This window comes from Mesorhizobium sp. B2-4-19 (assembly GCF_006441315.1).
Lineage (GTDB): Bacteria > Pseudomonadota > Alphaproteobacteria > Rhizobiales > Rhizobiaceae > Mesorhizobium.
Map to the genome: position 1 here is coordinate 1 of NZ_VFUV01000010.1, position 26455 is coordinate 26455.

The following is a 26455-nucleotide window of genomic DNA, read 5'->3' on the forward strand; positions in this document are numbered from 1 at the left end:
CTCGGGTGCCGTCGCCGGTCTCGTCGCGGTGACGCCGGCTTCCGGCTTCGTCAACCCGACCGGCGCCTTCATCGTCGGCATCGTCGCCGGCGTGGTCTGCTACATCTCGGCGGTCAAGGTGAAGCACATGTTCGGCTATGACGACTCGCTCGATGCCTTCGGCGTCCATGGCGTCGGCGGCGTGGTCGGTGCGTTGCTGACCGGCGTGCTCGCCGATCCGGCGATCAATGCGCTCGGCAAAGACGCTTCCATCGGCAAGCAGCTCTACGGCATCCTCTTCACTATCCTGTGGACCGCGATCGCCACCTTCGTGATCCTCTACATCGTCAAGGCGCTGGTCGGCCTGCGTCCGACGACCCAGGAAGAGGTCGAAGGCCTCGACATCTCCCAGCATGGCGAAGTGGTGCCGTAAGGCCAGCCTCGCCAACGGGGCCGGCGGATCCTCCTCCCGCCGGCCCTGTAGTTCCCCGCGCAATTCTGGGAAAACCCGCAATTCGGCTTTCCCTGGAACTGCTGCAGAGATCCCGTCGTGACGCTCCCGCAAGGAGCTCACGCCTTGAGGCCCGGATTGTTTCCGGGCCTCTTTTTTGGTAAAATGTTCTGATTATACCCCTGGTTCGTGCAATCACGTTCGCGTGATGGGCCTTTGGGAAGAAACATCGACCGCATTGGTTCCGAACTGTGGGGGCGATCGTCGTTTTGACGCTCGTGCAAAAAAACAGGGAAGGAACTTTCTCATGAACCTCAAGAATATCTGCCTTGGAGCGCTCGCTCTTTCTATGGTCGGTGGCATGGCATTTGCCGGTGCTCTGGATGAACCGGACAACATGGCGCCGTTCTTCACCGATTCCAGCATGAAGACTATGAAGCCCGAGGCGGGTTTCAAGGCAGCCTGGGCCTCGACGGCCAAGGACAAGCAGGACAAGATGATGAAGGAATGCCAGGACGCAGCGATGAGCAAGCCTCACGCCGAATTCTGCGCCAACCTGATGATGTATGCCGGTCACAACTGATTGCGCGAGATCGGGTCCGAAAGGGTCCGATCCTTTGTAGCCGAACGATGGCGGGTCTACGTGCCCGCCATCGCTTCGTTTGCACGCCCGTCCGCTACCGCTTCAACCTGAAGTGACGAGGTTTGATGATCTCAACTTCTTATAGTTAATGCGCCCTTAACCTTCCCACCGATAGTCTGGCATCCGAATCTGCCGGAGTGCGTCATGCGCTCTGGCCAGGCAATCACTGACGGGGAAGAGCATGCGTTCAGGGGCTTCAGCACCGCTCGCGATGACCGATACGGGGCACGGCATCCAGGCTTTCGCGCGGCGCCAGGTCGGCCGGCTGGTCGGCGCCGGCATGTTTGCGGCCGTGGCCTTCGGGGTCGCCAGCCTCGCCACCTGGAACGTTGCCGATCCAAGCTTCTCGCACGCCACCAACAACACCGTCACCAACGCCATGGGCTATTCCGGCGCGGTTTTCTCCGATCTCGCCATGCAGTTCTTCGGCCTTGCCGCGGTTGCCGCGCTGGTTCCGGCCGTCATCTGGGGGTATCTGCTGTTTTCGGCGCGCGGCGTCGACAGACTGCCCAAGCGCGGTTTGTTCTGGTTCGGCTTCGCGCTGCTTGCCGCCGCGATCGCCGGCTGCATCGTTCCGCCCAAGACCTGGCCGCTGCCCACCGGCCTCGGCGGCGTGTTCGGCGACATGGTGCTCAAGATTCCCGGCGTGCTGATCGGCGGCTACCCGACCGGGCTGATCGCCAGCGTGCTCGCCGTGCTGCTGGCCGGGCCGGCGCTCTGGCTGTTCGCCTATGGCTCGGCGCTGATCGGGCGCAAGAACGGCTTCGCCGTGATGGAAGAGCCGGTGACCGCGGACCCGCGCCAGGACGATCTTCTGTTCGACAATGAAGAGGATGAGGGCGACGAGGGCATATTGGCGCTCGGCGCCATCACCCATTGGTGGCTGTCGCTGCGCGCGTGGATGCATCGCCGCGCGGTGCGCCGCAGGCAGGAGCGCGACGAATACGAGGCGCAGATGGAGCCACGCCCCAGCGCCTGGCGGCGCGCCGCCGAGCGCGTCGAATCGGCCGAATACGCCGAGCAACGGATGAGCCCGGACGGTCGCGCCCGCGTCGAGCCGGAATTCTTCGCCGCCATGGTCAATGACCGCAGCGTATCCGTCGATCCCGACGATGACGACATTTTCGACCGCGACGACGAGGACATGGATTTCGACGAGGAGCCCGTCACCCAGCGCCGTGCGGCGCCAACGGCCAAGGTGCAGCAGTTCCGTTCGGACGCCGCCACCCGCGTCGAGGCGCCGGCGCCGCGCCCGGCGCCGGGCGCGCGCGTCCAGCGCGAGGCGCAGACCTCGCTGATCGGCTCGGACAAGTTCGAGATGCCGTCGCTGCATTTCCTGTCCGAACCGAAGAACGTCGCGCGCGACCCGAGCCTGTCGAAGGACGCGCTGGAACAGAATGCGCGGCTGCTTGAAGGCGTGCTGGAGGATTTCGGCGTCAAGGGCGAGATCATCGCCGTGCGCCCGGGTCCCGTCGTCACCCTCTATGAGCTGGAACCCGCGCCCGGCATCAAATCGTCGCGGGTCATCGGCCTCTCCGACGACATCGCCCGCTCGATGAGCGCGATCGCCTGCCGCGTCGCCGTGGTGCCCGGCCGCAACGCCATCGGCATCGAACTGCCGAACGCCAAGCGCGAGACGGTGTATCTGCGCGAGATCATGGCGAGCCGCGATTTCGAGACGACCAAGGCAAAGCTCGCGCTGGCGCTGGGCAAGACCATCAATGGCGAGGCCGTCATCGTCGACATCGCCAAGATGCCGCACGTGCTGGTCGCCGGCACCACCGGCTCGGGCAAGTCGGTCGCCATCAACACCATGATCCTGTCGCTGCTCTACCGGCTGACGCCGCAGGAATGCCGGCTGATCATGATCGATCCGAAGATGCTGGAACTCTCCGTCTATGACGGCATCCCGCATCTTCTGACGCCGGTCGTCACCGATCCGAAGAAGGCGGTGGTGGCGCTGAAATGGACCGTACGCGAGATGGAGGACCGCTATCGCAAGATGTCCAAGGTCGGCGTGCGCAACATCGACGGTTTCAACGCACGCGTTCAGCTGGCTGAGAAAAAGGGCGAAAAAATCTCGCGCACCGTGCAGACCGGCTTCGACCGCCAGACCGGCGAGGCGATCTACGAGACCGAGGACCTCGATCTCGAGCCGATGCCCTATATCGTCGTCATCATCGACGAAATGGCCGACCTGATGATGGTCGCCGGCAAGGACATCGAGGGCGCGGTGCAGCGCCTGGCGCAGATGGCGCGCGCCGCCGGCATCCATGTCATCATGGCGACGCAGCGTCCGTCGGTCGACGTCATCACCGGCACCATCAAGGCCAACTTCCCGACCCGCATCTCCTTCCAGGTGACGTCGAAGATCGACAGCCGCACCATTCTGGGCGAGCAGGGTGCCGAGCAGCTGCTCGGCATGGGCGACATGCTCTACATGGCCGGCGGCGGCCGCATCCAGCGCGTGCACGGTCCTTTCGTCTCCGACGACGAGGTCGAAAAGATCGTCGGACACCTGAAGCTGCAGGGTGTGCCCGAATATCTCGACGCCATCACCGAGGATGACGACGAGGATGACGACGAACCGTCCGGCAAGGGCGGAGGCTCGGGCGGCGGTGGCGGCGGCAATTTCGAAGATTCCGACGACCCCTACGACCAGGCGGTTGCCGTGGTGCTGCGCGATGGCAAGGCGTCGACCAGCTACATCCAGCGTCGGCTCGGTATCGGCTACAACCGCGCCGCCTCGATCATCGAGAAGATGGAAAAGGAAGGCATTGTCGGCCCGGCCAACCATGCGGGAAAACGCGAAATCCTGGTGCCGACGGAGGACGACAAGTTCTGATGGCGGGGCGTCCACGGCAACCTTGAACCCTCTGGCGCGTTCAAGCGAACAAGCAGCGTTCGCCCCCGCCAAACTTCAGCCCAACTGGGGGTTCAGGACAGCGACAGATACAGGAATCACCACGAGAGTGACCGACATGAAAAACGACCTTTCCAAGCTCAGCGATTTTGCCCCGACCCGCCGCCAGTTCCTCGGCCTCGGCCTTGTCGCTGCCGGTGCAGCCGCCTTCAACGTGGTGCCCGGGTTCGAGCTTCTGGCCTCGGCGCAGGCGGCCGTGCCCGCCGCCGCGCAGAAGATCGCCGACCATTTCTCCTCGGTCAAATCGATGAGCGGCGAATTCGTGCAGTTCGGCCCCAAAGGCGAGCAGACCGGCGGCAAATTCTTCCTCGAGCGGCCGGGCAAAATCCGCTTCAACTATGACGGGGCGTCGAATTTCAAGGTGATTTCCGACGGCAAGTCGGTGGTCATCCTCAACAAGAAAATGAACACATCGGACCTTTATCCGTTGTCGAAGACGCCGCTGAAGCTGCTGCTCGATGACCGGATCGACCTCTCCGGCGACCGCGTCAAAAGCGTCAAGGAAGAAGACGACCTCACCACCATCCAGCTTTCCGACAAGCAGGTGTTCGGCAATGCGCGCATCACCATGATGTTCGATCCGAAAACCTATGATTTGCGCCAGTGGACGATCACCGACGCGCAGGGCAAGGACACGACGGTGATGATCTTCAACACCAAGGAAGGCGTCAGCTTCGCGCCCGACACCTTTGCCATCGACTATACGGCGAACCGCGAGCTGAATACCAAGACGCGCTAATCGCTGACGTGTTGGCCTCCTTGCTTTCGTCATCGTAGGGGCGGAGCAAGGAGCGAAGCGACGCGGCACAGACCCCTGGAGCTGTGTTCCGCAGTCCAAGGGATACATGGCGTTGCGCAAGAGCGTCGAGGCGGTGTCAGGCGGATGGGAACGGTCGCTACAGCGTTCATTCCGCCCCCGTGGTGTTCTTCGACAGACCTCACGGAATGGATCCCAGGGTCTCCGCGACGGCGCTGCGCGCCTGCTTCGCCCTAGGATTGACGAAGTTGGGGGGCTTTGACCGAAACCGAAGGGTTCGCAGCAAGCCCGGCTTGTCTTTGCGGCGCCCGGCTGGCAGTTTCCGGACCGACTCCCTCAAAAGGCGTCTTCCCCGTCAGGGCCGATCGATCCTGGCTGGCTGCACGCTGTCCGGATTGCCAATGCCCTTTTCCATCGCCACCTGGAACATCAACTCCGTGCGCCTGCGCATGCCGATCGTCGAGCGCCTGCTCGATGAATACGCGCCCGATGTGCTGTGTCTGCAGGAAACCAAGGTTCCGGACGAGCTGTTCCCGGAAAAGGCATTCCGCAGGCTCGGCTACCAGCACATCGCCTTTCATGGCCAGAAGGGCTACCACGGCGTCGCCACGGTGGCGCGGCGACCGATCGCGGTGGTCGAAAAGCGCCGCTTCTGCGAGATCGAGGACAGCCGGCATCTGTCGGTGACGGTGCGCGCCGGCGGCAAGACGATCCTGCTGCACAATTTCTACGTTCCGGCGGGCGGCGACGAGCCCGATCCCGAAATCAACAGGAAATTCAAGCACAAGCTCGACTTTGTCGCCGAGATGAACGCCATCCGCGCCGAGCACACAGAGGTGTCCGCCTCGGTGCTGGTCGGCGACCTCAACATCGCGCCACTCGAGCACGACGTCTGGTCGCACAAGCAATTGCTCAATGTGGTCAGCCATACGCCGGTCGAGACCGAAAACTTCGAGGCGATGCGGCTCGCCGGCAATTGGGTCGACCTGATGCGGCACAACGTGCCATTCGACCAGAAGCTCTACACCTGGTGGAGTTATCGCGCGCAGGACTGGGAAGCATCGAACCGGGGCCGGCGGCTCGACCATGTCTGGTCGTCGCCCAATCTGGTGCCTGATTTCGCCGACTACGAAATCCTGCGCGCGGCGCGCGGCTGGGAGCGGCCGTCGGACCATGTGCCGGTTATCGCGCGGTTCAACCTGGATTAGGTGTGCCGAAGCCCCCGCCTAATGTCGTTCCTGACTGCAACCGACGATCGCTCTCACCTACCCGAAAACCGTGGCGCCAGTTCCTCGATGCGGCGGATCATGTCCTGGAATTCCTCGGAGATGCGCTGGTGCAGCTTCACCGCCACTTCCGGATATTCCTCCAGGATGCGGCGGAACATCTTGCGGCTGAGCCGGATCACTTCCGAGTCGATTTCGGCCGACGCGCTGGTCAGCCGGTTGGTGTCGGCGATCAATGCCAATTCGCTGAGCATGGTGCCGGGGCCGGCGGTGCCGATCGGGATGCGTTCGCCACTCTGCTCGCGATAGAGCACGATGCGTCCGCTGACCACGACATAGGCCGAATCGGCCTCGTCGTCCTCGCGGTAGAGCTTGTGGTTGGCCTGCAGCAGTGTGGTCTCGGCGCCGAAGGCAAGCAGGCGCAGCTGTTCCTGCGTGAAACCCTGGAAGAGTCTCACGGCGGACAGGATGCGGATGTCGTCATCCAACGCCATCTCTAGCTGCGTCCCCGAACGGTCAGTCCAATCCCTCCTTCACGAGTCGATCCTTAATCCCCTCCAACAGGATCGCACCCGAAAGCGGTCCCGCCCAGACCGCTCTATCCATCCAGTTTTTCGCAATTCCGGGCGGAAAACCGCCCACACTTTTCCTGGAATTGCTCATTGGATAGTGAAATGTTTAAGGAACCAGCTTGTAGCCACCGCTTTCTGTCACAAGAATTTCCGCATTGGAAGGATCGCGCTCGATCTTCTGGCGCAGCCGGTAGACATGGGTTTCCAGCGTGTGCGTGGTGACGCCGGAATTGTAGCCCCAGACTTCCTCCAGCAGCACGTCGCGCGTCACCACCTTCTGGTCGGCGCGGTAGAGATATTTGATGATCGAGGCTTCCTTCTCCGTCAGCCGCACCTTGCCGCCACGCGGGTCGATGAGCAGCTTCTGGCTGGGTTTGAACGTGTAGGGGCCGACCGAGAAGGTGGCGTCCTCGCTCTGCTCGTGCTGGCGCAGCTGGGCACGGATGCGCGCCAGCAGCACCGCGAAGCGAAACGGCTTCGTCACATAGTCGTTGGCGCCGGCCTCGAGACCCAGAATCGTGTCCGAATCGGTGTCGTGGCCGGTCAGCATGATGATGGGCGCCTTGTAGCCGCCCTTGCGCAGGATTTTGACGGCCTCGCGGCCGTCCATGTCGGGCAGGCCGACATCCATGATGAGCAGGTCGATGAGGCCGCCGCGTGCCGCCGTGACGCCTTTTGCCGCAGTCGCTTCCTGCAACACGTCGAATTCCTCGTAGAGGGCGAGTTGCTCGACCAGTGTGCCGCGCAGGTCGTCGTCGTCGTCGACGATTAGGATGGTGCGTGAAGTCATGGATCAATCCGTTGTTTTGAAAAAGAAATTCAGTTGACCGCTGCGTATTTATGCGGAAGCTGGCCGACACAATAGCCGATCACAGTGATTTGTTCCGTGGCACGATCATACAAGAAAAAACGCGATCGCAATGCAGCCGGCGCAATTTTGCCGAAACGACTGCGTGTGCTGACCGTGCGGGCAAGGCCCGGCCACCCCAGCCAAGGCCTGCTGCAGGCCGGAAAAACAGTGTTTGCCTGCGCGCTGGGGCGCGGCGGCATCTCGGCCGACAAGCGGGAGGGCGATGGCGCCACGCCGCTCGGCTCGATGCGGATCCTGTCGGGTTATTTCCGGGGAGATCAGTTTGCCGGTGGCCGCCGGACGCGGCTGGCGATGACGCCGATCGGGCCCGATCTCGGCTGGTGCGAGGTATCAGACGACCGCAACTACAACAGGCCGGTCAGGATCCCCTATGGCGCCAGCCATGAGCGCATGCGGCGCGACGACCGGCTCTACGACGCCTGCCTGGTGCTCGACTGGAACATCGCGCCGCGCCGCCGCGGGCGCGGCAGCGCCATCTTCTTCCACCTGGCGCGACCAGATTTCACGCCGACGCAAGGTTGCGTGGCGGTGACCGCGCGCACGATGGCCCGGCTGCTGCCGCTGCTGTCGGATAGGACGGTGGTGAGGGTGGTACGGTAGGCAGTAGGCAGTAGGCAGTAGGCAGTAGGCAGTAGGCAGTAGGGCATCTCTTTCTACGCCTATTCCCTACTGCCCACTGCCCACTGCTCATTGCCTTTTCTATCGCTTCTGCCAACCCGTGCCCAGCAGTCCGATTTCGCGAAGCTCACGGTCCATCGCCCTGGCGATGTCGCGGCGTTCGCCGCCGATGTCGCGCAGTTCACGGTCGGAGAGGTCGTCGACCGGTTCCAAGGGAAGCCTGGCGGCGACGTTGGCCTGGTGCAGCCAGTCGAACGTGGCGCGAAGCCACCGCGGGAGAGATGATTTCAGGGTGGTGCGGGACTTCAGAGCGATGTCGGTCATGGCTTTATCCGGTTTCTCCGAATATCAAATCCGGTTTGAAGGTATCTCGATGTCGAAATCATGCCCGATTGAAAAACAAACGGGAAACGAGTAGTTCTTTTCAGATTATCAAGTTTTATTTGGAGATCAGATGTCTCGCCTCCTGCCCGGGACGCGCGCGCTTAGGACCTTCGAGGCGGCGGCGCGTCACCTCAATTTCACCCGCGCCGCCGACGAGCTTGGGCTGACGCCGGCCGCGGTCAGCCATCAGGTCAAGGAAATCGAGGATCAACTCGACCTGGTGCTGTTCACGCGCACCAGCCGCACCATGCGGCTGACGGAAGCTGGAAACGTGCTTCACGAAGCGTCGATCGATGCGCTCGCCCTGCTCAACCGGGCGGTGTCGCGCGCCCGCAAGATGGCGCGCGGCACGGCGCTCTTGAAAGTGACGCTCGACGCCCAATTCGCGACGAAATGGCTGATGCGGCGCATCGACGATTTCCGCCGCCAGCGGCCAGGCATCGAGTTGCGTTTCGACATCTCCTACGATGTCAGGGACTTCGAGCGCGACGACGTCGATATCGGCATCCGGTTCGGCACCGGCAAATATGCCGGGCTTTGCGCGCACCGGCTGTTCGACAACATCATCATCCCGGTGTGCAGCCCGGCGCTGCTGGCTTCCGGGCCGCCGCTCAACGAGCCGCGCGATCTCTTCCAGCACACGCTCGCGCATATCGATTGGTCGCGGCAAGGCGTCACCTGGCCGAACTGGAGCATGTGGATGCAGGCGGCCGGCGTCGACGATTTCGACGACAGCCGCACCCTCGTCTTCGGCTCCTCGACCGATGCCACGCAGGCGGCCCTCGACGGCAATGCCGTGGCGCTGGCCGACTTCGCCATGGTCGCCAACGACCTGTCGCAAGGGCGTCTCGTGCGCCCCTTCGAGCTCGGCATCAAGGTCGCGCCGGAGTTCGCCTATTTCCTGGTCTATCCGGAAGCCGTGAAGGACGACGCCCGCATCGCGGCGTTTCGTGAGTGGCTGCTGGAGGAAGCGGCCAAGACGCACGGCACGGAGAAGGTGTAGGCGGCTGCCGGGCTGGTCCTTCGATCACGACCGGGCGTTATGGCCGAAGATCATGCGCGTGTACTTCTTCCACTTCCATTTCACGCTTTTGTAGAGACGCGGGTGGTTTTTCGCGGAAATGGACGTCTGAAACGCCCCGTTTTCGCTGCCCTGTTCGACAATGGGCCGTTCGAACCACAGCATTTCAATACCGAGCTTCTCGTCCATCCGTTCGACCTGGTGATCGATCGAGGTGCATATCTTGTTCTGCTCGATCCAGGCGCAACGCGCTTCAGCGACCGGGCGGGTGATGAGGTAGGAATCCGTGCATCTGGCATGCAATGCCGGGTAGAGCCTTTGCTCCTTCCGCAATTTCCAAATCGGCGTGTAATAGTTGCTGCCATTGCCGAGATAGATGACGGCCTTGCGTGCGGGGCCGCCGAGTTCGGCCAGCCCCTGCCGGAACTCGGCGACGAAGTCGCGGGCAAGGAAGACGTCGTCCTCGAACACCAGGCAATAGGGAAGGTCGGTCTCCAGGAAGTCGCGCCAGATGCCGACATGCTTCAGCGCCAGCGAGACGGTCGCCGGATGGGTAAGGGCTGGCACGACCAGCTCGTTTCGGATTTCCGGCGTGATGTCTGCCTGGTCCCAGTCCGTGTAAAAATAGACCGGCACGCCGCGCCGCTCGAACTCGCGGACAATGTGGCGGCGCCGGTCGTCATAGCCCTGCTTGACGTGACAGATCCGGCTGAACACCAGGTCGCGTGGAAATCCGGACTCGTCCGCCATCGTCAACGCGCCGCTTTAGCCTGCCGCGGCGCCGAACCAGCCGATCACCGCGCCGACGATCAACAGGACGCCCAGCCAGTGACCACCGTCGATGAGGGTCAGGTCCCAGCCGAAATTTTCGTAGCGATGGTTGACCGACAGCGTCGTGGCGATGAACCCCAGCCAAAGCACGAAGCCGAAGACAAGTCCGGCGAGCAATGTCGGTTCACCCCCCGTCATCGCAGCGACGATCAGGGCCATGATGTAGGCCATGACCAGTTCTGCGACGAAGCTGATGACGAAAGGCAGCGGCGATTTCTTCATCGTCGCCGGATCGAGCTTGGCGGCCTTCAGCCACGGCTTGCTCAACGCCATGTACCAGGCGGCGCCGAACAGCCAGGCCAAGACGGCGGCGGCAATGACCGCCAGCCAGTTCACTGCTGAAAAATCCATGAGCTTCCCCCTCCAGATGCAGGCCATGCGACATGCAAGCATTGTGTATCAGGCGCTTCGGCGATGGCGTCAAGCAAAGCGCCAGACGGTGGTGCGCTTGACCAGGCAATCCTCCAGCGCCCGCGTGACCTCCACCTCATAGACCGCAAGCGGCTCCAGCCCCGATTTCGGCAGATACGACCGGCCGGGATCGCCGACGAAGATCTCGGCCCCGCGCGCCTTGAGTGTCGCGAACCACGGCATCAGGCGGTCGGCGAAGGATTTGTCGTAGAAAACGTCACCGGCCAGCACCACGTCCCAGCCCGCGTCGGTGCCGATGCAATCCGTGCCGAGGAAGTCGATCCCGACGCCATTGGCCTCGCTGTTGAGGCGGATCGCCGTGGCGCAAAACGGATCGATGTCGGCGGCGATAACTGCGGCGGCGTCCGCCTTGGCGGCGGCGATGGCGACAAGGCCGGAGCCCGAGGCGAAGTCGAGCACGCGCTTGCCCCGCACCGTGTCGGGATTGTCCAGGACATAGCGGGCAAGGCCCTGCCCGCCGGCCCAGGCAAAGGCCCAGAAGGGCGGCGGCAGGCCGATCTCGACCAGCTCGTCTTCAGTGCGCTGCCACAGATCGTGCGCTTCATCGGCGAGACGCAGCAGAATCTCGGGCACATGCGGCGGCGCCATCAGCGCCGTGTTGTCGAGGATGAATTGCTTGGCGCCGTGCGGGGTGAGCGCCGTCACGGAGCGGGCGTCAGGCCGCCCATGCGGCAGACTTCCTTCCATTCGGCCGGTGTCACCGGCTGCACGGAAAGCCGGCCAAGCCGCACCAGCGCCATTTCGGCGAGCTTCGGATTGGCTTTCACCTGCTCCAGCGTCGGCGGGTTCGGCACATCGCGAACCGCGCGGATGTCCACGCATTCCCAGCGCGGATCGTCCGAAGTGGTGTCGGGGTGGGCCAGCGCGCAGACTTCGGCGACGCCGACGATGTTGAGCCCCTCATTGGAATGGTAGAAGAAGCCGAGGTCGCCGATCTGCATGGCCTTCATGTTGTTGCGGGCGGCGTAGTTGCGCACGCCGTCCCATTGCGTGCCGGCCTTGCCCTTGGCCTTCAACGCCTCGAAGGAGAAAACCGAGGGTTCGGATTTGAACAGCCAGTAGTTCATGTGTCTCCTCCGTGCGATCCAGGTGCGGGCAACCGGAATTAACTAGCCGCCGGCTTGTTGAACGTCCAGTTCCACTGGCGAATTTCGACGCTTTCGAACAGGCCCGCCTTGGCATAGGGGTCGACGGCCGACAAGGCCTGCGCCGCGGCCAGATCCGGCGCCTCGACAACCACGAGGCTGCCATTGGGCTTGCCGTCGGCATTGAGGAACGGACCGGCGAAGGCCAGTTTCTTGTCCGCATTCAGCCCTTCGAGAAAGGCGACATGCTCGGGCCGCGTGTCGAGGCGCACCTGCAGGCTTCCCGGCTTGTCCTTGCAAACAAAAGCAAACAGCATGGTCTTTCTCCTGGTCGTTGAGATTGAAGTTGGGGGGATCAATCGTTGGTTTCGGTCTTCAGCGGCCGGGTCATCAGGGCCGTCACCGCCTGGCCGATGGTGATGGCGCCGTCCAGTATGGCTGCCACGGCGGTGATGATCGGCGCGTCGATGCCGCGCTCGGCGGCGATGCGGGCGGCGATCGCCGCCGTCGGCACGCCCTCGGCCAGCGCCAGTCCGGCGAGCGCCTTGCCTTGCCCGAGCGCCAGCCCGTAGGCGAAGTTGCGCGATTGCGCCGACGAGCAGGTCAGCAGCAGGTCGCCAAGGCCGGAAAGCCCCATCAAGGTCTCGGGCCTGGCGCCGAAGGCGGCACCGATGCGGCGCAGTTCGACGAAGCCGCGCGTCACCATGGCAGCCTGGGCGCTGGCGCCAAGCCCGGCGCCGGTGACAGCGCCGGCAGCGATGGCAAAGACATTCTTCAAGGCGCCGCCGATCTCGACGCCGATCAGGTCGTCGCTCGAATAGCAGCGCAGGTTTTCGGCGGAAAAGCGGGCGGCAAGGTCAGCCGCCAGCGCCTCGTCGCGGGCGGCGACCACGACCGCTGTCGGCAGGCCGCGGGCGACATCGGTGGCGAAGCTCGGGCCCGACAGCGCGGCGACCGGATTTCGCGGCAGGATTTCCGCGACAATCGCCGACAGCAAGGCGCCGGTGTCGCGCTCGATGCCCTTGGCGCAGAGAACAAGCGGGATGCCGCCCGGCATATGGTCTTTCGCGGCCGCCAGGGTCGCCCGCAGCGACTGCGCCGGCGTTACCGCCAGCACGCAATCGGCCCCCGAGAGCGCCGCCGCAATGTCTGTTGTCGCCTCGATGCCGGGCGCAATGGCGATGCCGGGCAGATAGCGTGGATTCTGCCCCTGGCCGATCGCGGCCACGGTTTGCGGATCGCGCGCGAACAGCCGCACCTTATGGCCGGCGCGCAGCATCGCCAGCGCCAGCGCAGTGCCCCAGGCGCCGCCGCCCAGCACGGCGACCCACCAGCCGCCTTTACCGGGATTGCCGACGTCTTGGCCGCTCTCACCCGTCATGCCTTGGCTCCGCGCCGGCCGGAACCGACCATCGGCGCCGAGATGCTGTCCAGCGGCCAGCGCGAGCGCGGCACGAAATCGAAGCCGTTCTCCTGCGCCATGCCTTCGCGCAGCCGTTCGATGCCGGCCCAGGCGATCATCGCGGCATTGTCGGTGCACAGTTTCAGCGGTGGCGCGACGAAGGTGAAGCCGGCCTCGGCGCACAGCCGTTCCAGCGTTGCCTTGATGGTGCGGTTGGCGGCGACGCCGCCGGCAACCACCAGCGCCGGGTTTTTTGTGCCGGGAAATGTTTGGCCGAATCGCGCCAGCGCGCGCGAAACGCGGTCAGCCAGCGCATCGGAGACCGCCGCCTGGAACGAGGCGCAGATATCGGCGACGTCCTGGTCGCTCAGCGGCTCGATCGCGGTCGCCGCCTGGCGCACGGCGGTCTTCAGGCCGGAGAAGGAGAAGTCGGGCTGCGCCGAACCCTTCATCGGACGGGGGAAGGCAAAGCGCGAGGCGTCACCCGATAGAGCCGCCGTCTCGACATTCGGTCCGCCGGGATAGGGCAGGCCGAGCATCTTGGCGATCTTGTCGAAGGCTTCGCCGAGCGCGTCGTCTATGGTGGTGGCCCAGCGCTGATAGTCGCCGACGCCCCGCACCGCCAGGATCTGCGTATGGCCGCCGGAGACCAGCAACAGCAGATAGGGGAATTCGAGCCCGTCGGTCAGCCGCGCCGTCAAGGCGTGGCCTTCGAGGTGGTTGACGGCGATCAGCGGCTTGCCGGCGGCGGCGGCGATCGCCTTGGCCGTCATCAGCCCGACGATCAGGCCGCCGACCAGGCCGGGGCCGGCGGTGGCGGCGATGGCATCGATATCGGCCAGGGTTGTGCCCGAATCAGCCAGGGCGGCCTCGATGATGCCGTCCAGCGCCTCGACATGGGCGCGGGCGGCGATCTCGGGTACGACACCGCCGAAGGCGGCATGTTCCTCGATCTGGGAAAGCACGATGTTGGACAGGATTTTCGGCGCGGCATCGCCCTCCAGCGCCACGACGCTGGCGGCAGTCTCGTCGCAACTCGTCTCAATGCCCAGAACGCGGATCAATTCGTCGCTATCCCAAGAGATTGTGCAGCCAGGCGTTCCCCTTTAGGGAGAATGCCGGAAACGCAAAGCCAGCCGGGGGGTTATCACGGACCGCGCGCCATGCAAACAATCTTGAAGATCGGAACACGCGGCAGCCCGCTGGCGCTGGCCCAGGCGCATGAAACACAGGCGCGGCTGATGGCCGCGCATGGCCTGCCGGCGGAAGCCTTCGAGGTCGTCGTCATCTCGACCAGCGGCGACCGCATCCAGGACCGGCCGCTGTCGGAAGCCGGCGGCAAGGGCCTGTTCACCAAGGAAATCGAGGAGGCGCTGCTCGCCGGTGCGATCGACATCGCCGTGCATTCGTCGAAAGACATGCCGACACGGTTGCCGGACGGTCTGGAGCTCAGCGCATTCCTGCCGCGTGAGGACGCGCGCGACGCCTTCGTCGGTAGGGCGGCAAAGACCATCGCCGAGCTGCCGCGCGGGGCCAAGGTCGGCTCGTCGTCGCTCAGGCGGCAAGCGCTGATCCGCCGCATGCGGCCGGATCTCGACGTGGTGATGTTCCGCGGCAATGTGCAGACGCGACTGCGCAAGCTCGACGAAGGGATCGCCGCCGGCACCATCCTCGCCTATGCCGGGCTGAAGCGGCTGGGGCTGGAACATGTCGCCACCGACTTGATGCCGCTCGACATTTTTCCGCCCGCACCCGGCCAGGGCGCGATCGGCATCGAGGCGCGCATCGGCGATCGCGCCGTCGAAAAAATGCTGGTCGCCATCCATGATGTGCCGACGGGGCAGGCGCTGGCTTGCGAACGCGCCTTCCTGGCGGCGCTCGACGGCTCCTGCCGCACGCCGATCGCCGGCCATGCGACGATCGAGGCCGGAAATCTTTCTTTCGCCGGCCTGATCATCTCACCCGACGGCACGCAGTCGCATGTGGTCGAATTGCAGGGACCGGCACAGGATGCCGCCCGCATCGGCGATGAGGCCGCGCGGACGGTGCGGGCCAGGGCCGGCGAAAAGTTCTTCGACGGCTGGCTCTGAAGATGCTTCGCGTCCTAGTGACCAGACCGGAACCGGGCGCATCGCGCACGGCGCGGCGGCTTCAGGACACGGGATTCCAACCGGTCGTGCTGCCTTTGACCGAAACGGTGGGTTTGCCTGTCGATGCGGGGCTCGTCACCGGCGATGCGGTCGCGGTTGCCGTTACCAGCGCCAATGCCGTGCGCCATGCCCCGAACGAGGTCATCGCGGCGCTTGCTGCCCTGCCTTGCCATGCGGTGGGTGCCAGGACCGCCGAAGCGGCGCGCAAGATGGGGTTTTCTTCCATCATTGAAGGCTCAGGCGATGCCGAGGCGCTGGCCGACGCAATCGCGGCGGCTTTTCCCGGCAAGGCAGTCACCTATCTCTGCGGACGCGTGCGTTTTCCGGTGTTTGAACAACGGCTGGAGGCGGCTGGAGTCCGGCTCCGCGCCGTGGAGACGTATGACACGCTCCCGGTGCCGTATTCCGACGAGACCATCCTTGCGCTGCTGTCCGGCCACCCGGTCGAAGCGGTGCTGCTCTATTCGGCCAAGGCGGCCGCCGCGATGCAGGCCTTGACCAAGCGGCCGGCTCTGCAAGAGGCCTTTCAAAAAACGCGGTTTATCGCGCTCTCCGCACGCATCGCCGACGCCTTCGACGATGGCGCAGGCAAAGCGATCCGCGTTGCCGCACAGCCCGATGAGGAGGCGCTGCTGGCGCTTTTGCGGGTGCTGCCCTGAGCCGCGTCATCACACCGCCCCTTTTCACCGCTTGGTGATGTGCTAGACCCTTTCTGAACCATCACGCGCCGGCAGGCGTTGAGACGAAGCGAATTTTGCGGAGCCCAGGCATGGTCAAGACGCCGAAGATGCGACACTCGAAAAGCCGCCGCGAGCCGGTGACCATCGATCTCGAGCCTGGTGCCGTTTCCCGCATCGTCGAGGAGGATGCGGCCAAGGCAGCGGACGAGACAGACGAGGCGAAGGCTGAAGAAGCCGCCAATGCCTCGCAGCCGGAGGCTCCCGAAGAGCCGGTGCATGCCGACCAGACCGATCTCGAACCCTGGGAGCATGCCGACGGCGGGGGGCAGGCCGAAACCGAGCCGTCCGCGGAGGCCAAGGCCGTCGAGCCGGAGATGCCCTATCCCGGTTCGGATGCGCCAGCGGACCGCACTGCCGCCTCCGACTACAATTTCGAGGATGCGTCGGCGAAGCGCAGCGACGACGGCAAGGCAAAAACCCAGACGCGGGACGAAAGGATGGCGCCGACACCTGCCGCGGCAAAGCGTGGCGGCCTCAACGGCATCGCTGCCGGCATCATCGGCGGCGTCATCGCGCTCGCCGGCGCCGGCGGCCTGCAATTTGCCGGCCTGCTTGGCGCGCCGGGTTCCGGCGCCGGCGTCTCGCTCGACGGCGTCAATGGCGAGATCGCTTCGCTGAAAACCGAGATTGCCGGGCTGAAGGACGGCGGCGGCAACAACGACGCAGCGGCCAAGGTGGCCGGACTTTCCTCGGGACTGGAGCAGGTAAAGGCCGATGTCGCGGCGCTGAAATCGGCGGTCGAACAAGGCGGCGCGGGCGACAATGCCGGGCTTGCAGCCCTTGGCGACAAGGTCAGGCAGATCGAAACCGCGGTCGCCGCCCTCGGCAAGGCCGGCAGCACGGCGCCGGTCGATCTCGGCCCGCTCAACGAAAAAATGGCCAGTCTCGACGCGCTGGCGAAATCGACGGGCGAGGCGGCGAAGGCCCAGGACAGCCGGCTCGCCGCGCTGGAACAGTCGGTGTCGCAGCTTTCCGGCAAGGTCGAGGCGGCGGCAGGGCAGCCGAAGATCGCGCTCGCCATTGCCGCGTCTGCGTTGAAGTCGGCGCTCGAACGCGGTGCGCCGTTCTCGGCGGAACTCGATACGCTGGCGGCGATTTCGCCCAACGCGCCTGAGCTCGCGACCTTGCGGCCCTATGCCGAAAAAGGCGTGCCGACCCGGACCGAGATCGCCGCGCAGATGGATGCCGCCGCCAATGCCATGGTCGCCGCCGCCACGCCGGTCGACCAGAATGCCGGCTTCCTGCAGAACCTGATGTCGAGCGCCGAATCGCTGGTCAAGGTGCGGCCGATCGGCGCCGTCGAGGGTCCCGGCGCGCCGGAAACCGTGGCGCGCATGGAAGTCGCCGTCACGCAAGGCGACTATGCCAAGGCGCTCGGCGAATACAATTCGCTGCCTGAGGCCGTGAAGGCCGCCGGTGCCGACTTTGCCGGCAAACTGAAGGCGCGCATCGAGGTCGAAACCCAGGTCGACGCGCTGATCTCCGGCGCGATGAAGGCATGAGGGCAAACCGATGATCCGCCTGCTCGCCTTCCTCATCGTCGTCTTCGCGCTCGGGCTCGGCTTTGCCTGGCTGGCCGACCGGCCGGGCGACATGGTCGTCACCTTCAACGGCTATCAGTACCAGGTCAGCCTGATGGTGGCGGCCGTGGCCGTCGTCGCCGTGGTCGCCGCCGTGATGATCCTGTGGTGGCTGATCAGGTCGCTGTGGAACAGCCCTTATACCATCTCGCGCTATTTCCGCGTGCGCCGCCGCGACCGCGGTTATCAGGCGCTGTCGACCGGCATGATCGCGGCCGGCGCCGGCGACGGTGCGCTGGCCCGCAAGAAGACCAAGGAAGCGGCCAAGCTGATCCGTTCCGATCAGGAACCGCTGATCCATCTGCTCGAGGCGCAGGCCTCGCTGCTTGAAGGCGACCATGAAGGGGCGCGCCAGAAGTTCGAAAGCATGCTCGACGATCCCGAAATGCGGCTGCTCGGCCTGCGCGGGCTTTATCTCGAGGCCGAACGGCTGGGTGACCGCAATGCCGCCCGCCACTATGCCGGCCGCGCCGCCGCCGTTGCGCCGCAGCTGGCCTGGGCGGCCGAATCGACACTGGAGGAATTGACCGCGCGCGGCGATTGGGACGGCGCCTTGAAACTGGTCGACGCGCAGAAGGCGACGCGGCAGATCGAGCGCGACGCCGCCAACCGCCGTCGCGCCGTGCTGTTGACCGCCAAGGCGCAGTCGCTTGCGGACAGCGATCCCAATGCGGCAAGAGGCGCGGCGCTGGAGGCCAACAAGCTGCTGCCGGATTTCGCCCCCGCCGCCGTTGCCGCCGCCGCCGCGCTGTTCAAGCAGAACGATGTGCGCAAGGGCTCGAAAATCCTGGAGACCGCCTGGAGGGCCGAGCCGCATCCCGAGATTGCCGAGCTCTACACCCATGCCAGGCCGGGTGACGCCGTGCTCGACCGTCTCAACCGGGCGAAGAAGCTGCAGGAGATGAAGAGGAACCACGCCGAATCGTCGATGACCGTGGCGCGTGCGGCGCTCGACGCACAGGATCTCGCCACCGCCCGCAGCGAGGCCGAGGCGGCGATCCGGATGGACCGCCGCGAAGGCGCCTATCTGCTGCTGGCCGACATCGAGGAGGCCGAGACGGGCGACCAGGGCAAGGTGCGGCAGCTGCTCTCCAAGGCGGTACGAGCGCCACGCGATCCGGCCTGGGTCGCCGATGGCGTCGTTTCGGAACGCTGGGCGCCGGTATCGCCAGTTACGGGACGGCTCGACGCCTTCGAGTGGCGCGCGCCGATGGAGCGGCTTGGCCAGTTGATCGACGGCCGTGACGATGCGCTTGAGACCGCCGTGCCGGTGATCGAGGCGCTGGCGAAGCCGGCCAGTGAAAAGCCGGTCGAAGCGATCGAGCCTGCCACGGCGGGCAGCGAGACAACGGGCAAGGGAACGGATAGAAGCGAAGACCAGGTCACACCGGTCACGGCGGCTGCGTTCGCGGCGGTGCCGGCCGATGCCGAGGGCGTCGAGCCGGCGGAAGAATTGGCGCGGCTGCCGGATGATCCAGGCGTCGATCCGGACGAGGAAGCGGAAAAGTCGCCGCGCCGCTTCCGGCTGTTTTGATTTTAGCCTTCGGGTGATTGACTTGGCCCTTGGGCCGTTTGGGATTGGATTGATGTTCGAACGCGTTCTGTCGTTTCTCAGGGATTTGCCGGCCGGCGCCGGCGCGCATACCAGCACGGACGATCCGCGCGTTGCCGCCTCGGCGCTGCTCTACCATGTGATGAATGCCGACGGCGTGCGCCAGGATGTCGAATGGGAGCGGTTCAAGGCCGTGCTCTCCGAGAGCTACTCGATCAGCGGCGCCGAACTCGAAGCGCTCGCCGCTGCCGGTGAGCGGGCCGACAATGAGGCGATCGACCTCTATGCCTTCACCAGCGTGCTCAAGCGCCATCTCGACGCGGACGGGCGCAAGGCCTTCATCGGCCTGATGTGGGAGATCGTCTATGCCGATGGCGAGCTGCACGAGCTCGAGGACAATACGGTGTGGCGCGTCGCCGAACTGATTGGCGTCGAACGCCACGACCGGGTCGAGGCGCGCCGCAAGGTGGCGGCGCACGCGCCGGGTGCCCGTGGAACATCCAGCGACGAATAGACGGGATCCCGCCTGACGATGCCGCGCGCGACGAGCTCGAAGCCAAAAATCCTGATCGTGCTGCACCAGGAGAATTCGAGCCCCGGACGCGTCGGCCATATGCTCATCGAAGAGGGTTTCGAGCTCGACATCCGTCGGCCGCCGCTCGGCGACGCCTTGCCGGAGACGCTGGACGGCCATGCCGGCACGGTGGTGTTCGGCGGACCGATGAGCGCCAATGACGAAGACGAGTTCGTTCGCCGCGAGACCAACTGGCTGGAAATCCCGCTCAGGGAAAACCGGCCGTGCCTCGGCATCTGCCTTGGTGCGCAGATGCTGGTCAACCATCTCGGCGGCAAGGTCGAGGGCCACGGCGAAGGGCTGGTCGAGATCGGCTGGTATCCGATCAAGGCGACCGAGGCCGGCAGGAACCTCATGCACTGGCCGGAAATGGTCTACCAGTTCCACCGCGAGGGCTTTTCCCTGCCCAGCGACGCGACGCTGCTGGCGACGGCCGAGACCTACCCCAACCAGGCTTTTCGCTATGGCGACAATGCCTGGGGCATCCAGTTCCATGGCGAACTGACCCGCGTGATGATGCAGCGCTGGGTGGTGCGCGGCGCGCATCGCTTCGAATTGCCGGGCGCGCAGCCCGGCCGCGATCACCTCGGCGGCCGGCTGATCTGGGACATGCATCTGAAGCGCTGGCTGGACGAATTCCTGCGCATGGTGTTCGGCAGGCCGGCAGTGCGATAGCTCCGTCCGTTTCGCAATTCCGGGCGGAACTGTTTCGCGTTTTCCTGCAATTTCTAACTCTTTGTTTTTACGCAATTCCCAAGGGAAAGCGCTATGCGCTTTTCCCGGGAAAACCGCCCGCACTTCTCCTGGAATTACTCTAGGATTCGAGCACCGGCCGCATGAAGCTGCGCTCATAGCTCAGAATGCTGCGATTGCGTTTTTCCGCTTCAAACACATCCTGGCATTCCGGGTCGGACGCCATCCGCTTGCGATAGTCCTCATAGTCGGCAAGGCTCGGAAAGCTGAACATGGCATAGGCGATATTGTTGGCTCCTTCGCTCGGTAGGAAATAGCCATGATGGTTTCCGCCGAGGCGATTGACCAGACCGATCCAGCGGCGGCCATATTCTTCAAACTCGGCAAGCTTGTAAGGGTCGATGACATATTTCAGGTAGCAGGTGATCATGGGATTTCCTGTGACAGGGTGATGTATCTTGCCGACCATCGGTGAGCGTCAGTTGCGCCCGTCGAGGTGGCGAACCTTGCGCAATTGCGGGAACAGATAGGCCCACAGGCCGGCGACCGCGATGGCGCCGACGCCGCCGATCACGACGGCCGGCACGGTGCCGATCAGCGCCGCCATGGTGCCGGCACGGAATTCGCCGACCTCGTTGGACGCGCCGACGAAAACCTGGTTGACGGCGTTGACGCGGCCGCGCACCTCGTCCGGCGTCCACAGCTGGATCAGCGTCTCCCTGATATAGACGCTGAACATGTCGGTGGCGCCGAGGAGGGCCAATGCGACGATCGACAGCCAGGTGAGGGTGGACAGTCCAAACAGCACGGTGGAGGCGCCGAATGCAGCGACGAAGCCGAGCATGATCACACCGGCATGGTTGCGGATCGGGTGCCCGGCGAGCCACACCGCCACGCAGATGGCGCCGATGCCCGGCGCCGAACGCAGCAGCCCGAGGCCCCACGGGCCGAGCTGCAGGATGTCGCGCGCATAGACCGGCAGCAACGCCGAGGCGCCGGAGAGAAGCACGGCGAACAGGTCGAGCGAGATGGCGCCAAGCACGATCTTCTCGCTCCAGATGTAGCGGAAGCCGGCAAACAGCGTCTCCATGGAAGGCTTGTCGGTGGCGGTCCGCTGGGCGGGCCTGGGAATGGTGAAAATCAAAAGGGCGGCAGCCAGCATCAGGATGGCGGCGACTGCGTATGCGACCTCCGGAGAAACGCCGTAGAGCAGGCCGCCGGCAACCGGTCCAACGATGGTCGCCGTCTGCCAGGCGGACGAGTTCCAGGCAATCGCGTTGCCGAAATCCTCCGGCGGCACCAGATTGGCGAACAGCGAGGATGAGGCCGGGCCGAAAAAGGCGCGCGCCGTGCCGAACATCGCGAGCACGGCGAAGATCGGCAGCGGGCTGGCGAGACCGCGCAGCGTCAGGACCAGCAGAATGAGGGCGCATATGCCCTCGATCACCGTCGACAGCGCCATGATCAGCCGGCGTCCGAAGCGGTCGGCGACGACGCCGGTGACCAACACCAGAAGCAGGGACGGCAGGAACTGGACGATGCCGACAATGCCGAGGTCGAAGGGATCGCGAGTCAAATCATAGACCTGCCAGCCGACGGCGACGGAGACGATCATGGTCGCGAAAGTGGTGAGAAAGCGCGCCGTCCAGTAGCTGAGGAAAGCCTTGTGCCGGAAGGCAGCGTAACGCTGCTCAGGTGAAGTCTGCAGGGATGTCATGAATAAAGGCCCCGTTGCGATGGCATTGGAGCGACGTCCAATTGGACGCACAAAGTACGCTCCAACACTGTTTGGTTTCGCATCGTGCTTTCCGAAAATCGGAGTGGATTTTCGGGCCGATGCGATGCCGGCGGGGCTCTTCCCGGATGGGCGCTGGTCCGACCAATGGAACGTCTAGCAAAGTTCGATGCGCGATGTGCGCGAAAATCAGCACTGGATCAAGGGATTTTCACCCCGTTGCGTCCGTCGCACAAGGACGTTACTGCCGAAGTGCTGCCGAAATGGCGTCGAGCCCGCCTCGCAACTCGACCTCCGTCGGCCAGCCGAAGCCGACGCGGAAGAAGCGCTTTTCCATGTCGAACCAGTGGCCGGGCCCGACATAGGTGCCATGGTTTTCCAGCAGGTTCACATAGAAGCGGTCGAGATCGAAGCCGGGTTCGACGTTGAGGCGCGGGAAGCCGACGACACCGCCTTCGGGCCGCACCCAGTCGACCAGCGGTTCGCGGTCGATCCAGGCCTGGACGATGTCTCGACGCTTCGCCATTTCGGGCAGTAGCGCTCCCAGGAAGGCGTCCCGGCGCTCGAGCATGCCGCGCGCGATGCCTTCGTCGATGACGCTGCCGCAGATGCCGATCTGTTCCTTGGCGGCAAGGAACGTCTCCTGTAGCGCTGGATCCCTGGTGATCAGCCAGCCGATGCGGATGCCTGGAATGCCGAAGGCCTTCGACAGCGACGCGACGCTGATTGCCTTCGCGCTGAGCGAGGCCGCTGACGGCAGGCGCCGGCCATAGGAAAGATCGCGATAGGTCTCGTCGACCAGCAGATGGCAGTTGCGGCTTTCCGCGAGCGCTACCAGCGCGTCGAGATCGGCCTGGCCCATCATCGTGCCTGTCGGGTTGTGCGGGCACGTAACGCTGATCAACCTGGTGTTCGGCCGCATCGCCGCCTTGATGGCCTCGACGTCGATGGCAAAGCCGTCCTCGAAGGCGAGGTCGACAAAGCTGATGGCGCAGCCGATCGCGCGTGGGGTTTCGATATTGGTGGCGTAGTTGGGCGGGATGACGACGAGATGGTCGCTCGCCGACAGCAGCGATGTCGAGATGATGAACAGCGCCCCGGCGGCACCGGCGGTGACCAGCACATCGTCAGGCGAGATGACGGCATCCTGCGCCGCGATCAGCGCACGCAAGTCCTTGTCGCCGCGATGCTCGCCATAGAACAGCGTGAGGTCAGGCAGCGACAGGCCGATGTCGGAGAGCTTCTGGTCGGCGATCGAGCTCTCGGAGAGGTTGAAGCGGATGCGGTCGTAGCCGTACTCCTCCGGCGCCTCCTTCTCGATCACCATCCTGGTGTAGTTCATGGCTTCCCCCACATGACCTTTGTCTGGTCTATCCAAGCCACAAAAGCAGGAAGCCTGCCAAGGCGGTTTCGCCGGCAGGCTTCTGTTCCAGTCGTCCTAAATATTGGCTCAGGCCTGAATGCTCAGGCCGAAACCTTCGCCCTGCGGCCCTTGGCCTTGACAGGCGCCACCTCGACCTTGCGGCCGAGTCCGATGGACTTCGCCAGTTGCGAGCGCGAGGCCGCATAGTTGGGAGCAACCATCGGATAGTCCGAGGGCAGGCCCCATTTGGCGCGGTAGGCGTCCGGCGTCAGGCCAAAATGCACGCCGAGATGGCGCTTCAGCGATTTGAACTTCTTGCCGTCTTCGAGGCAGATGATGAAATCCGGCGTCACCGACTTCTTCGGGTTGACCGCGGGAACCAGGGGGGCCGCCACCGGCACCGCCGGCTTGCCGAGCCCGCCGATCGAGGTGGCGACGCTGGCGATGAGGTCGGCCAGGCCGGAGGCGGGCAGGCGGTTCTTTTCAACGTAGGCGGATACGATGTGGGCGGTCAGCTCGAGAAGGTCGATGCGAGCGTCGTTGCTATCGTCGGTCAATGTTTCCTCCGTCTATGGTGCACAGGCTCGAAAATGGGGATCGCTTTCGAAAGGACGAGGCACAAAACAAAAAATGCTGAACGGTCTTCAAGCGTATCCAGTGGAGCGCGCGGGTCAGTGCGCGAAATTCCTAGTCGGCAAATCTGCGCAACGCAATGATTAAGCGCGGCGTCACACGTTATTTTGAACAACTATACTAAACAGTAATAATATCAGACAATCAGCGCCTTGTCTCGCCACAGACGAAATCCGCCTTCGAAGGCGCGTGTGTTGTCACCGCGCCTGGCCTCGGCCGGCAACTCGTCGAGCTTGTCGACATTGCCGCCGCCAATGATGACATAGTCTGGCTGCAGGGCGGCGCGCAGCCGGGTGACGACGTCGAAGACGTATTTGCGCCACTTCTTCTTGCCGTGCTTTTCCAGGCCGCGCTCGCCGACATAGTCCTCGAAACTCCGGCCTTTCCTGTAAGGAAGATGCGCGAGCTCCATCGGCTGGCCGACATTGTCGAAGACCATCGCCGCACCGAGGCCGGTTCCCAGCCCGAGGAACAGCATGCGCCCGCCTTCATAGCTGCCGATGGCCTGCATCAGCGCATCGTTGACCACCTTGACCGGCTTGCCGAACTGCGCGTCGAAATCGAAGCCGGCCCAGCCCTTGCCGAGATTCTTGGGATCGAGCACCGGCTTGTTGTGACGCACCGGGCCGGGATAGCCCATCGAGATGACGTCGTAGGACAGGCCCTCGGCGAGCTTCTTCACCTTGTCGATCATCTGCTGCGGCGTCAGGCCCGGGCCGGAATCGTCCCGGCGCTCGGCGCCGCCGGCGCTGGTCAGGATCTTGACGTGCGAGCCGCCAATGTCGATCGAAAGCACGATCTGCCCGGCGTCCGGTGCCGCCTGCTTCACCGCCTTGGCCATCGTCTCTCCTCCGCTCATGCCACCGGGTCGATCCAGCCATTGGGCGGCCCGAAGCCGGCCATGGCGTCGGCCGGCCCCCATGTCTTCGGCTCATAGAGATGCGGCGGCGTGGTGTCGCCGAGCACCGGCCCGACAATGCGCCAGGCAAGCTCGGCCGCGTCCTGGCGGGTGAAGAGCTGGCCATTGCCGTTCATGGCGTCGCCGATCAGGCGCTCGTAAGGCGGCATGTCGGCCTTGCTATCGTCGAGCGCCGTGAGCTCCACCTGCTCGCCGACCATGTCGTCGCCGGGCGCCTTGCGCTGCGCGCCGATGGCGATCACCACTTGCGGGTCGATGCGGAAACGCACGTAGTTCTGGTCGGCGGGCTTGATCGGGTCGAAGACGTCGAGCGGCGGGCGCTTCAGCCGCACCACCACTTCCGTGACATGCACCGGCATGTTCTTGCCGGCGCGGATGAAGAAAGGCACATCCTGCCAGCGCCAGGTGTCGACGAAGAAGCGCACCGCCGCGAAGGTCTCGACCGGCGAATTCGGCTTCACGCCGGGCTCGGCGAGATAGCCGGTGAACTGGCCGCGCACGACATCGTCTTTTGTCAGCGTCCGAATCGCCCTGAGAACCTGCACCTTCTCGTCGATCAGGTCATCGGCGGAGCGGCCGACCGGCGGCTCCATGGCCAGCAGCAAGAGGATGTTGAGCAGATGGTTCTCGATGACATCCCTGATGCAGCCGACGTCGTCATAGAAGCGGCCGCGGCCCTCGACGCCGAAATCCTCGGCCATGGTGATCTGTACGCTCTCGACGAAATTGCGGTTCCAGATCGGCTCGAGAAAGGAATTGGCGAAGCGGAAATAAAGCAGGTTCTGGATCGCTTCCTTGCCGAGATAGTGGTCGATGCGGAAGATCGACTGCTCGTCGAACACCAGATGCAGCACGCGGTTCAGCCAGCGCGCCGACTGCAGATCATGGCCGAACGGCTTTTCCACCATCAGCCGCGCGCCACGCGCGGTGCCCGACTGCTCCAACCCTTGCACGACAGTCTCGAACATGGTCGGCGGCACCGCCATGTAGTGGAGCGGCCGCTGGGCGGTGCCAAGCGCGGTCTTCAGCTTCTCGAAGGTGGCCGGATCGCGGTAGTCGCCGCTGACATAGCGCAGCAGCGAGGCGAATTTGGCGAACACCTTCTCGTCGATCTTGCCGATGGCGTTGACGATGCCGTCGCGGGCGCGGGCCTGCAACTGCTTGATGTCCCAGGCGTCGAAGGCGACGCCGATCACCGGTTCGGTGAGCGTGCCCTTGGCGACCATCTGGTAAAGGGCCGGAAATATCTTCTTGTGGGCGAGGTCGCCGGTGGCGCCGAAGAGCACCAGCGTGTCGGACCGTTCCTGGCTCATGCGTGCGT

Annotated in this window: 28 protein-coding genes and 1 pseudogene; 13 read left to right on the forward strand and 16 right to left on the reverse strand. The window is 64.5% G+C overall.

The window, feature by feature from the left end:
• The 5 genes and pseudogenes from FJ546_RS17910 to xth form a co-directional block, all read left to right on the forward strand.
• Window positions 1-412, forward strand: a pseudogene (locus FJ546_RS17910) (ammonium transporter); the annotation flags it as partial.
• Between the two features lie 325 nt (window positions 413-737).
• Window positions 738-1013 carry a hypothetical protein gene (locus FJ546_RS17915; protein ID WP_140890713.1) on the forward strand — a complete coding sequence of 92 codons (276 nt, stop codon included), beginning with the start codon at window positions 738-740 and terminating at the stop codon, window positions 1011-1013.
• A 241-nt stretch (window positions 1014-1254) separates the two neighbouring features.
• Window positions 1255-3918, forward strand: coding sequence for a DNA translocase FtsK (locus FJ546_RS17920; protein ID WP_140890549.1), 2664 nt, complete (start codon window positions 1255-1257; stop codon window positions 3916-3918).
• 136 nt (window positions 3919-4054) lie between these two features.
• Window positions 4055-4735 (forward strand): outer membrane lipoprotein carrier protein LolA, encoded by a 681-nt coding sequence (locus FJ546_RS17925; RefSeq protein ID WP_140890714.1) that lies wholly within the window; start codon window positions 4055-4057, stop codon window positions 4733-4735.
• Between the two features lie 419 nt (window positions 4736-5154).
• Entirely contained in the window at window positions 5155-5961 is an 807-nt protein-coding gene (xth, locus tag FJ546_RS17930; RefSeq protein WP_140890550.1) for an exodeoxyribonuclease III, read from the forward strand.
• Between the two features lie 53 nt (window positions 5962-6014).
• Here the strand turns inward: xth and FJ546_RS17935 are convergent, their stop codons facing one another.
• The gene (locus FJ546_RS17935; RefSeq protein WP_140890551.1) at window positions 6015-6473 is read right to left on the reverse strand and encodes a cyclic nucleotide-binding domain-containing protein; all 459 of its coding nucleotides are present in this window, start codon (window positions 6471-6473) and stop codon (window positions 6015-6017) included.
• A gap of 184 nt (window positions 6474-6657) precedes the next feature.
• Window positions 6658-7341 carry a response regulator transcription factor gene (locus FJ546_RS17940; RefSeq protein ID WP_010912284.1) on the reverse strand — a complete coding sequence of 228 codons (684 nt, stop codon included), beginning with the start codon at window positions 7339-7341 and terminating at the stop codon, window positions 6658-6660.
• A gap of 144 nt (window positions 7342-7485) precedes the next feature.
• Here FJ546_RS17940 and FJ546_RS17945 point away from each other — a divergent pair, with 144 nt between their 5' ends.
• Complete coding sequence (locus FJ546_RS17945) at window positions 7486-8022, forward strand: L,D-transpeptidase (protein ID WP_181167990.1); 537 nt, start codon at window positions 7486-7488, stop codon at window positions 8020-8022.
• Window positions 8023-8121: 99 nt separating this feature from the next.
• Here FJ546_RS17945 and FJ546_RS17950 read toward each other — a convergent pair whose 3' ends face one another.
• Window positions 8122-8364: a hypothetical protein gene (locus tag FJ546_RS17950; protein WP_140890553.1), complete on the reverse strand. Its 243-nt coding sequence runs from the start codon at window positions 8362-8364 to the stop codon at window positions 8122-8124.
• A 130-nt stretch (window positions 8365-8494) separates the two neighbouring features.
• On the opposite strand from FJ546_RS17950, the gene gcvA reads away from it, so the two are divergent.
• On the forward strand, window positions 8495-9427 hold the full coding sequence (gcvA, locus tag FJ546_RS17955; protein ID WP_140890554.1) for a transcriptional regulator GcvA: 933 nt from the start codon (window positions 8495-8497) through the stop codon (window positions 9425-9427).
• A 24-nt stretch (window positions 9428-9451) separates the two neighbouring features.
• Here gcvA and FJ546_RS17960 read toward each other — a convergent pair whose 3' ends face one another.
• The 7 genes from FJ546_RS17960 to tsaD all read right to left on the reverse strand — a co-directional run bounded on the left by FJ546_RS17960 (window position 9452) and on the right by tsaD (window position 14256).
• Window positions 9452-10195 (reverse strand): glycosyltransferase family 25 protein, encoded by a 744-nt coding sequence (locus FJ546_RS17960; protein WP_140890555.1) that lies wholly within the window; start codon window positions 10193-10195, stop codon window positions 9452-9454.
• 15 nt (window positions 10196-10210) lie between these two features.
• The gene (locus FJ546_RS17965; RefSeq protein WP_140890556.1) at window positions 10211-10627 is read right to left on the reverse strand and encodes a DUF1761 domain-containing protein; all 417 of its coding nucleotides are present in this window, start codon (window positions 10625-10627) and stop codon (window positions 10211-10213) included.
• A 69-nt stretch (window positions 10628-10696) separates the two neighbouring features.
• Window positions 10697-11353: a methyltransferase gene (locus tag FJ546_RS17970; RefSeq protein ID WP_140890557.1), complete on the reverse strand. Its 657-nt coding sequence runs from the start codon at window positions 11351-11353 to the stop codon at window positions 10697-10699.
• Window positions 11350-11775, reverse strand: a complete 426-nt coding sequence (locus FJ546_RS17975) for an EVE domain-containing protein (RefSeq protein WP_140890558.1) — start codon at window positions 11773-11775, stop codon at window positions 11350-11352. Before FJ546_RS17975 ends, FJ546_RS17970 begins: the two co-directional genes overlap by 4 nt.
• 38 nt (window positions 11776-11813) lie before the next feature.
• The gene (locus tag FJ546_RS17980; RefSeq protein WP_140890559.1) at window positions 11814-12110 is read right to left on the reverse strand and encodes a YciI-like protein; all 297 of its coding nucleotides are present in this window, start codon (window positions 12108-12110) and stop codon (window positions 11814-11816) included.
• Between the two features lie 38 nt (window positions 12111-12148).
• On the reverse strand, window positions 12149-13174 hold the full coding sequence (locus FJ546_RS17985; RefSeq protein ID WP_140890560.1) for an NAD(P)H-dependent glycerol-3-phosphate dehydrogenase: 1026 nt from the start codon (window positions 13172-13174) through the stop codon (window positions 12149-12151).
• Window positions 13171-14256: a tRNA (adenosine(37)-N6)-threonylcarbamoyltransferase complex transferase subunit TsaD gene (tsaD, locus tag FJ546_RS17990; RefSeq protein ID WP_181167991.1), complete on the reverse strand. Its 1086-nt coding sequence runs from the start codon at window positions 14254-14256 to the stop codon at window positions 13171-13173. Before tsaD ends, FJ546_RS17985 begins: the two co-directional genes overlap by 4 nt.
• A 102-nt stretch (window positions 14257-14358) precedes the next feature.
• Between tsaD and hemC the strand changes: the two genes are divergently transcribed.
• The 6 genes from hemC (at window position 14359) to FJ546_RS18020 (ending at window position 20466) form a co-directional block, all read left to right on the forward strand.
• A complete protein-coding gene (hemC, locus tag FJ546_RS17995; protein WP_140890562.1) occupies window positions 14359-15285 on the forward strand; it encodes a hydroxymethylbilane synthase in 927 nt (308 codons plus the stop codon).
• 2 nt (window positions 15286-15287) lie between these two features.
• Complete coding sequence (locus tag FJ546_RS18000) at window positions 15288-16004, forward strand: uroporphyrinogen-III synthase (RefSeq protein ID WP_140890563.1); 717 nt, start codon at window positions 15288-15290, stop codon at window positions 16002-16004.
• Between the two features lie 110 nt (window positions 16005-16114).
• Complete coding sequence (locus FJ546_RS18005) at window positions 16115-17587, forward strand: COG4223 family protein (protein ID WP_140890564.1); 1473 nt, start codon at window positions 16115-16117, stop codon at window positions 17585-17587.
• 10 nt (window positions 17588-17597) lie between these two features.
• Window positions 17598-19199 (forward strand): heme biosynthesis protein HemY, encoded by a 1602-nt coding sequence (locus FJ546_RS18010; protein WP_140890565.1) that lies wholly within the window; start codon window positions 17598-17600, stop codon window positions 19197-19199.
• A gap of 52 nt (window positions 19200-19251) precedes the next feature.
• The gene (locus FJ546_RS18015) at window positions 19252-19731 is read left to right on the forward strand and encodes a TerB family tellurite resistance protein (protein WP_140890566.1); all 480 of its coding nucleotides are present in this window, start codon (window positions 19252-19254) and stop codon (window positions 19729-19731) included.
• A gap of 18 nt (window positions 19732-19749) precedes the next feature.
• On the forward strand, window positions 19750-20466 hold the full coding sequence (locus FJ546_RS18020; RefSeq protein WP_140890567.1) for a glutamine amidotransferase: 717 nt from the start codon (window positions 19750-19752) through the stop codon (window positions 20464-20466).
• A gap of 139 nt (window positions 20467-20605) precedes the next feature.
• On the opposite strand, the gene FJ546_RS18025 is transcribed toward FJ546_RS18020, so the two are convergent.
• From FJ546_RS18025 to zwf, 6 genes are all read right to left on the reverse strand, one after another.
• A complete protein-coding gene (locus tag FJ546_RS18025; protein ID WP_140890568.1) occupies window positions 20606-20914 on the reverse strand; it encodes an NIPSNAP family protein in 309 nt (102 codons plus the stop codon).
• Between the two features lie 48 nt (window positions 20915-20962).
• The gene (locus tag FJ546_RS18030) at window positions 20963-22201 is read right to left on the reverse strand and encodes an MFS transporter (RefSeq protein ID WP_140890569.1); all 1239 of its coding nucleotides are present in this window, start codon (window positions 22199-22201) and stop codon (window positions 20963-20965) included.
• 259 nt (window positions 22202-22460) lie between these two features.
• Window positions 22461-23561, reverse strand: coding sequence for an aminotransferase class I/II-fold pyridoxal phosphate-dependent enzyme (locus FJ546_RS18040; RefSeq protein WP_140890571.1), 1101 nt, complete (start codon window positions 23559-23561; stop codon window positions 22461-22463).
• A 122-nt stretch (window positions 23562-23683) separates the two neighbouring features.
• Window positions 23684-24139, reverse strand: coding sequence for a MucR family transcriptional regulator (locus tag FJ546_RS18045; RefSeq protein WP_140890572.1), 456 nt, complete (start codon window positions 24137-24139; stop codon window positions 23684-23686).
• A 212-nt stretch (window positions 24140-24351) separates the two neighbouring features.
• Complete coding sequence (locus FJ546_RS18050; RefSeq protein ID WP_140890573.1) at window positions 24352-25056, reverse strand: ROK family protein; 705 nt, start codon at window positions 25054-25056, stop codon at window positions 24352-24354.
• Between the two features lie 14 nt (window positions 25057-25070).
• A complete protein-coding gene (zwf, locus tag FJ546_RS18055; RefSeq protein ID WP_095774739.1) occupies window positions 25071-26447 on the reverse strand; it encodes a glucose-6-phosphate dehydrogenase in 1377 nt (458 codons plus the stop codon).
• Window positions 26448-26455 lie beyond the last annotated feature (8 nt).

Bases quoted from the DNA above. Each gene is read 5' to 3' on its own strand.
- FJ546_RS17950 (WP_140890553.1), bottom strand. From the start codon at position 8,364: ATGACCGACATCGCTCTGAAGTCCCGCACCACCCTGAAATCATCTCTC.
- FJ546_RS18000 (WP_140890563.1), top strand. From the start codon at position 15,288: ATGCTTCGCGTCCTAGTGACCAGACCGGAACCGGGCGCATCGCGCACG.
- hemC (WP_140890562.1), top strand. From the start codon at position 14,359: ATGCAAACAATCTTGAAGATCGGAACACGCGGCAGCCCGCTGGCGCTG.
- FJ546_RS17940 (WP_010912284.1), bottom strand. From the start codon at position 7,341: ATGACTTCACGCACCATCCTAATCGTCGACGACGACGACGACCTGCGC.
- xth (WP_140890550.1), top strand. From the start codon at position 5,155: ATGCCCTTTTCCATCGCCACCTGGAACATCAACTCCGTGCGCCTGCGC.
- FJ546_RS17960 (WP_140890555.1), bottom strand. From the start codon at position 10,195: ATGGCGGACGAGTCCGGATTTCCACGCGACCTGGTGTTCAGCCGGATC.
- zwf (WP_095774739.1), bottom strand. From the start codon at position 26,447: ATGAGCCAGGAACGGTCCGACACGCTGGTGCTCTTCGGCGCCACCGGC.
- FJ546_RS17985 (WP_140890560.1), bottom strand. From the start codon at position 13,174: ATGACGGGTGAGAGCGGCCAAGACGTCGGCAATCCCGGTAAAGGCGGC.
- FJ546_RS17980 (WP_140890559.1), bottom strand. From the start codon at position 12,110: ATGCTGTTTGCTTTTGTTTGCAAGGACAAGCCGGGAAGCCTGCAGGTG.
- FJ546_RS18040 (WP_140890571.1), bottom strand. From the start codon at position 23,561: ATGAACTACACCAGGATGGTGATCGAGAAGGAGGCGCCGGAGGAGTAC.
- FJ546_RS17920 (WP_140890549.1), top strand. From the start codon at position 1,255: ATGCGTTCAGGGGCTTCAGCACCGCTCGCGATGACCGATACGGGGCAC.
- FJ546_RS18030 (WP_140890569.1), bottom strand. From the start codon at position 22,201: ATGACATCCCTGCAGACTTCACCTGAGCAGCGTTACGCTGCCTTCCGG.
- FJ546_RS18015 (WP_140890566.1), top strand. From the start codon at position 19,252: ATGTTCGAACGCGTTCTGTCGTTTCTCAGGGATTTGCCGGCCGGCGCC.
- FJ546_RS18050 (WP_140890573.1), bottom strand. From the start codon at position 25,056: ATGGCCAAGGCGGTGAAGCAGGCGGCACCGGACGCCGGGCAGATCGTG.
- FJ546_RS18005 (WP_140890564.1), top strand. From the start codon at position 16,115: ATGGTCAAGACGCCGAAGATGCGACACTCGAAAAGCCGCCGCGAGCCG.
- FJ546_RS18025 (WP_140890568.1), bottom strand. From the start codon at position 20,914: ATGATCACCTGCTACCTGAAATATGTCATCGACCCTTACAAGCTTGCC.
- FJ546_RS18020 (WP_140890567.1), top strand. From the start codon at position 19,750: ATGCCGCGCGCGACGAGCTCGAAGCCAAAAATCCTGATCGTGCTGCAC.
- FJ546_RS17925 (WP_140890714.1), top strand. From the start codon at position 4,055: ATGAAAAACGACCTTTCCAAGCTCAGCGATTTTGCCCCGACCCGCCGC.
- gcvA (WP_140890554.1), top strand. From the start codon at position 8,495: ATGTCTCGCCTCCTGCCCGGGACGCGCGCGCTTAGGACCTTCGAGGCG.
- FJ546_RS17975 (WP_140890558.1), bottom strand. From the start codon at position 11,775: ATGAACTACTGGCTGTTCAAATCCGAACCCTCGGTTTTCTCCTTCGAG.
- FJ546_RS17965 (WP_140890556.1), bottom strand. From the start codon at position 10,627: ATGGATTTTTCAGCAGTGAACTGGCTGGCGGTCATTGCCGCCGCCGTC.
- FJ546_RS17915 (WP_140890713.1), top strand. From the start codon at position 738: ATGAACCTCAAGAATATCTGCCTTGGAGCGCTCGCTCTTTCTATGGTC.
- FJ546_RS18010 (WP_140890565.1), top strand. From the start codon at position 17,598: ATGATCCGCCTGCTCGCCTTCCTCATCGTCGTCTTCGCGCTCGGGCTC.
- FJ546_RS17935 (WP_140890551.1), bottom strand. From the start codon at position 6,473: ATGGCGTTGGATGACGACATCCGCATCCTGTCCGCCGTGAGACTCTTC.